Origin of the sequence: Ruixingdingia sedimenti (assembly GCF_031432425.1) — a bacterium.
Lineage (GTDB): Bacteria > Pseudomonadota > Alphaproteobacteria > Rhodobacterales > Rhodobacteraceae > Ruixingdingia > Ruixingdingia sedimenti.
In genome coordinates, this window is the sequence record NZ_JAVKPH010000096.1 from 1 (window position 1) to 1,970 (window position 1,970).

Annotated in this window: 2 protein-coding genes; both read left to right on the forward strand. The window is 68.9% G+C overall.

Features of this window, described 5'->3' with window-relative positions; genetic code table 11:
• Window positions 1–593, forward strand: a 593-nt coding sequence (locus RGD00_RS23175) for a phage virion morphogenesis protein (RefSeq protein ID WP_310459597.1), incomplete at its 5' end; no start/stop codon positions are given.
• 278 nt (window positions 594–871) lie between these two features.
• On the forward strand, window positions 872–1,970 hold a 1,099-nt coding region (locus RGD00_RS23180; RefSeq protein ID WP_310459598.1), incomplete at its 3' end, for a hypothetical protein.

Genomic DNA, 1,970 nt, shown 5'->3' on the forward strand with positions numbered 1-1,970 from the left:
ATTTCAAGATGACCGGCATCAGTATCGAGGTCGAGCTCCGCAACGAGGAACTCCGCGAAGCCCTGCGCGGGATGCTCGTCCGCATGGATCGTCGCCAGCCCTTCATGACGGCCGTCGGCGAACGCCTGATGACCTCGACCAAGGATCGGTTCAGGAGCGAGACCGATCCCGACGGGCGTGCCTGGCAGCCGCTGCGCCCCCGGACGATCAAGGCGCGTACCGCGAACGGCCAGATCCCGATCACCATCTTGCGCTCCAACAGCAAGGGCAAGATCGGATCGTCCCTCGCCGGTTCGATCAACTATGTCGCCACCGAGGACGAGGTGCGGATCGGCTCGCCCGTTGCCTATGCAGCGATCCACCAGCTGGGCGGCCAGATCCAACGCAAGTCCCGCGGCGCGAAGATCTACCGCATGAAGGACGATGCCGGACAGATCGGCCGGCGCTTCGCCAAGAAAGCGGAGGCGAACCATGTCACCGATGTCACGATCGCCGCGCACAGCATCACCATTCCGGCCCGGCCCTTCCTTGGTCTGACAGCGGCCGACGAGGCGGCGATCCTGGAGGACGCGGAGGACTGGTTGTCCCCCTGACGAGGCGAGCAGGAAAGAAGCCCGCTGAGCGGCCTAGCCGCCTCCGGGGTGTCACGCCCCGCGAAAACCGCCCGACCCCTGTTAGCCCCCCGTTAGGATCGCTTGCAGGGGCATCTGCGCCGCCCGCCGCCGATTGGGGGTTGAGTGGCGGCACCGCCCGGCGCATCCTGCCCGCACAGGCACCGCGCGGCGGGGGGATCTGACCGGAGATCATCTCCGGGCGATATGCCCGCCCCGATCGCGCAAAGGTCGTCCAGCACCAACTGGATGACCGCTCCATGCCCGACCCCGTCCCGCAGCCCCTGACCGCCCGTATCGAGGTGTTCCGCCCCGGCACGTTCAAGCCGATGGATGGCGCGTCGATCACCTATACGGCGGCGGATCTGCGCGCCATCGCGGACGCCTACGACCCCGAGACCGCCCCGGCGCCGATCGTCGTGGGCCACCCGGACACGGACGCGCCCGCCTTCGGCTGGGTCGAGAGCTTCGACTACGATCCGCAGGCCGAGCGGCTCTTCGCCAATCTCCACGAGATCGAGCCCCAGTTCGCCGATCTGGTGAAGGCCGGGCGGTTCCGAAAGGTCAGCATGGCCTATTTCGCGCCGGCGCAGCCGCACAACCCGGTACCCGGCACCTGGTATCCCAAGCATGTGGGGTTCCTGGGCGCGGCAGCGCCGGGGGTGAGCGGGCTCCGGAACGTGAAGTTCGCAGGCGAGGGCGGCGCCGTCTTTACCGCCGCTTTCGGCGATCGTGGCCTCGAAGAGACCGCCTCGCTGCTGCGCCTCCTGCGCGACCTGATCATCGAGAAATTCGGGCTGGAGGACGCCGACCGCGCGCTGCCGGCCTACCGCCTGGAATGGCTGGGAGAGAAGGAGGCGAGCCCGCGCGGCCCGACCTATTCCGCCCCCACCGATCCCGACCCCACCGAACCCACCCCCGAAGAGGAGCCCGCTGTGTCCAAGCAGCCCGATCCGGCTTTCGCTGCGCGCGAAGCCGACCTGACCGCGCGCGAGGCCGAGATCGCCCGTCGCGAGACCGCCGCCGCCCACGTCGAGCATGTCAGTTTCGCCGAACGCCTGGTGACCGAAGGCAAGCTGCTGCCCGCCCTGAAGGACAAGGTGGTCGCCATCTTCGACGTGCTGCCGGCCACGCAGTCGGTGGCCTTCGCCGAAGGCGCCGAAAAGATCACGCCGGGCGCCGCCCTGCGCGAGGTACTCGATGCGCTGCCCAAGGTCGCGAGCTTCGGCGAGATGGACCTGGGCGCTGATCCTGGCAAGGGCGGGCGCGCAGTCGAATTCGCCGCCGACGGCCGCCCGGTCGATCCCTCCGGCCTCGAACTCCACCGGAAGGCCGAGCGGTACCAGCTCGACCACCCCA